This window comes from Arenimonas sp. (assembly GCF_019459675.1).
In the GTDB taxonomy this organism is placed as follows: Bacteria; Pseudomonadota; Gammaproteobacteria; order Xanthomonadales; family Xanthomonadaceae; genus Arenimonas.
In genome coordinates this window covers 1-3,463 of sequence record NZ_JAIBFH010000102.1, presented here as the reverse complement: position 1 = coordinate 3,463, position 3,463 = coordinate 1, and the positions used below count along the sequence as shown (strand labels likewise).

Annotated in this window: 3 protein-coding genes and 1 pseudogene; all 4 read left to right on the top strand. The window is 70.7% G+C overall.

The genetic code is table 11. The features are described from left to right. Nucleotides 1-130: 130 nt before the first annotated feature. Nucleotides 131-967: pseudogene (gene lpxD / locus K0M70_RS03760) on the top strand (UDP-3-O-(3-hydroxymyristoyl)glucosamine N-acyltransferase); the annotation flags it as partial. 16 nt (nt 968-983) lie between these two features. After that, complete coding sequence (gene fabZ, locus K0M70_RS03755; protein WP_290779474.1) at nt 984-1,454, top strand: 3-hydroxyacyl-ACP dehydratase FabZ; 471 nt, start codon at nt 984-986, stop codon at nt 1,452-1,454. Then, on the top strand, nt 1,451-2,224 hold the full coding sequence (gene lpxA, locus K0M70_RS03750) for an acyl-ACP--UDP-N-acetylglucosamine O-acyltransferase (RefSeq protein ID WP_290779472.1): 774 nt from the start codon (nt 1,451-1,453) through the stop codon (nt 2,222-2,224). The genes fabZ and lpxA overlap by 4 nt, the downstream gene beginning before the upstream one ends. A gap of 11 nt (nt 2,225-2,235) precedes the next feature. After that, nucleotides 2,236-3,417 (top strand): lipid-A-disaccharide synthase, encoded by a 1,182-nt coding sequence (gene lpxB / locus K0M70_RS03745; protein WP_290779470.1) that lies wholly within the window; start codon nt 2,236-2,238, stop codon nt 3,415-3,417. Nucleotides 3,418-3,463: the final 46 nt, after the last annotated feature.

The following is a 3,463-nucleotide window of genomic DNA, read 5'->3' as shown; positions in this document are numbered from 1 at the left end:
CGGGCGGCCCGCGCCCTGCCTGCGTCGCCGCGGCGGGGCCGGGGGTGGGGGGGGGGTGGGGGGGTGGGCGGTCCCCCCCCCCCCCGCGCCTCACCTCCTCCCCCCCCCGCCCCCCCCGCCCCCCCCCGCGGTGGTGCTGTCGGCCGAAGATGCCCGCGGCTGCCCCGTTCCCTGCCTGGTGGCGAAGTCGCCGTACGTGGCGTTCGCCAAGATCGCCGCGCTGTTCGAAGCCGAGCCGGCGCTGGCGCCCGGCATCCATCCCAGCGCGGTGATCGCCGCCGACGCCCGCATAGACCCCGGCGCACAGGTCGGTCCCTTCTGCGTGGTGGGCGCCCGCAGCCGCGTGGCGGCCGGTGCCGTGCTCGGCCCGGGCTGCCTGGTGGGCGACGACTGCAGCATCGGTGCCGGCAGCCTGCTGGTGGCGCGCGTGACCCTGGTGGCCCGCGTGCGCCTGGGGGCACGCGTGCGCATCCACCCCGGCGCGGTGCTGGGCGCCGACGGCTTCGGCCTGGCGATGGACGCGGGGCGCTGGATCAAGGTGCCCCAGCTGGGCGGCGTGGTGGTCGGCGACGACTGCGAGATCGGCGCCAACACCACCATCGACCGTGGCGCGATCGAAGACACCGTGCTGGAAGAAGACGTGCGCCTGGACAACCAGATCCAGGTCGGTCACAACGTGCGCATCGGCGCCCACACGGCCATGGCCGGCTGCACGGCGGTGGCCGGGTCGGCGAAAATCGGCCGCTACTGCCTGATCGGCGGCGCCGTGGGTATCACCGGGCACCTGGAGATCTGCGACCGGGTGACGGTGACGGCCATGAGCCTGGTCACCCAGTCCATCGCCGAGCCGGGCGAGTATTCGTCGGGAATGCCGGTGCAGGACAGCCGGTCCTGGCGCCGCAACGGCGCCCGTTTCAGGCAATTGGACGCTCTGGCGCGTAAGATAAGCGCCCTCGACAAAGATTGAAGCAGGGAAACACCGGATGAGCGACGACACCATCAAGATGCCCGTGGACGTCTCGTGCATCCTGCACCTGCTGCCGCACCGGTACCCGTTCCTGCTGGTGGACCGGGTGATCGAACTCGAACCGCACAAGCGCATCCGCGCCATCAAGAACGTCACCTACAACGAACCCTTCTTCCAGGGCCATTTCCCGGGCCGCCCGGTGATGCCCGGCGTGCTGGTGATCGAGGCCATGGCCCAGGCCGGCGGCCTGCTCACCCAGCTTTCCCAATCCAAGGACGCTTCGCCCGAGGGCAAGCTGTTCTACCTGGTGAAGGTGGACAACGCCCGCTTCAGCCGCATGGTGGTGCCCGGCGACCAGATCGACATCGAGGTGGTGCTCAAGCGCACCATCCGCAACATGGCGCTGTACGCCTGCGTGGCCTGCGTGGGCGGCAAGGAAGTCGCCAGCGCCGAGATCCTGTGCGCCGAGGGCAAGGCCGACGCATGATCCATCCGACCGCGCAGATCGACCCGGGGGCGCGAATTGGCGCGAACGTCAGCGTTGGCGCGTTCGCGGTCATCGGCGCGGACGTGGAGATCGGCGACGGCACGCGCGTGGACGCACACTGCGTGATTACCGGCCCAACCCGCATCGGCCGCGACAACCACTTCCATCCGCACGCCGCCGTCGGCGGCGACCCGCAGGACAAGAAGTACGCCGGCGAACGCACCGAGCTGGTCATCGGCGACCGCAACAGCGTCCGCGAGTTCACCACCATCAACCGCGGCACCGGCGACGGCGGCGGCGTCACCCGCATCGGCAGCGACAACTGGATCCTGGCCTACGCGCATATCGCCCACGACTGCCAGGTCGGCAACCACTGCGTGTTTTCCAACAACGCCACGCTGGCCGGCCACGTCGAGGTCGGTGACTACGTCATCCTCAGCGGCTTCGCCGGCATCCACCAGTTCTGCCGCATCGGCTCGCATGCCTTCATCGGCATGGGCGCGCTGGTGAACGGCGACGTGCCGCCGTATTTGATGGTGGCCTCGGAAGGCTACAGCCGCCCGCGCGGCATCAACGCCGAAGGCCTCAAGCGCCGCGGCTTCGACGCCACCCGCATAGCCGCCATCAAGCGCGCCTACCGCGCGCTTTACATGTCCGGCGCGCCGATGGCCGCCGTGCGCGAACAGCTGGCGCCCGTAGCGGCGGAATCCGACGACGTGCGGCTGATGCTCGAGTTCATCGAGCGCAGCGAGCGCGGCCTGCTGCGCTGACAGGCGCAGGCATGGCCCCTCCCGGGAAGGAAACTTCTGCGCAGCAACGCCCGCTGCGCATTGCGCTGGTGGCGGGCGAAGCTTCGGGCGACCTGCTGGGCGCCGACCTGGTGCGGGAACTGAAGCAGCGCTTCCCCGATGCCGAATTCGCCGGCGTCGGCGGACCGCAGATGCGGGCGGCCGGCCTGCAGGCCTGGCACGACTGCAGCGAACTGGCGGTGATGGGCCTGGCGGAAGTGCTGCGGCACCTGCCGCGCCTGCTGCGCCTGCGCCGCGGCCTGCGCCAACGCCTGCTGGCCTGGCGGCCCGATGTGTTCATCGGCATCGACGCGCCCGACTTCAACCTGGGCCTGGAACGCCAGCTCAAGCAGGCCGGCATCCGCACCGTGCACTACGTCAGCCCGTCGGTATGGGCCTGGCGCGAGGGCCGTGCGGCGAAGCTGGGCCAAAGCGCCGACCGCGTGCTTTGCCTGTTCCCGATGGAGCCGCCGATTTATGAGCGCCACGGCGTGGACGCGCGCTTTGTCGGCCATCCGCTGGCCGAGACCTTCGCGATGGAGCCCGATCGCCACGCCGCGCGCGCCCCGTTCGGGCTTGACGACGCCACGCCCGTGCTGGCGCTGCTGCCCGGCAGCCGGCTGGGTGAAATCCAGCGGCTGCTGCCGGTGTTCCTGGAAGCCGCTCGCCTGGTCGGTGAACGCATCCCGGCGCTGCGCATACTGGTGCCCGCCGCCAACGACGCCTGTCGCAAGGCCATCGACGCATGCGTGGCCAAGTCACCTTCGGCCAACGTGCGCGTGGTGGACGGCCAGGCGCACCAGGCGATGATCGCCAGCGACGTGGTGCTGCTGGCTTCCGGCACTGCGGCCCTCGAGGCCATGCTGGCCAAGCGCCCGATGGTGGTGGGCTATCGCATCTCGGCCCTCACCTACCGCCTGGTGATGCTGCTGGGCCTGATGAAGGTCAACCGCTACAGCCTGCCCAACGTGCTGGCGAACGAGCCCATCGTGCCCGAGCTGATGCAGGGCGACTGCACGCGCGAAAAGCTGGCCGCCGCCGTGCTGCACTGGTTCGACCATCCAGAGGCGCGCGCCACGCTGCTGCCGCGCTACCAGTACATCCACGCCAAGCTGCGCCGCGATGGCTCGGCCAGTGCGGCCCAGGCCGTGGCCGAGCTGCTGGCCGGCCAGTGACGTCGCTGCGCGTTTGCGGCGTGGACGAGGCCGGCCGCGGCCCGCT

What these genes read in the sequence shown, in the direction of transcription:
- lpxA (WP_290779472.1), top strand. Translation starts at nt 1,451, where the DNA reads ATGATCCATCCGACCGCGCAGATCGACCCGGGGGCGCGAATTGGCGCG.
- fabZ (WP_290779474.1), top strand. Translation starts at nt 984, where the DNA reads ATGAGCGACGACACCATCAAGATGCCCGTGGACGTCTCGTGCATCCTG.
- lpxB (WP_290779470.1), top strand. Translation starts at nt 2,236, where the DNA reads ATGGCCCCTCCCGGGAAGGAAACTTCTGCGCAGCAACGCCCGCTGCGC.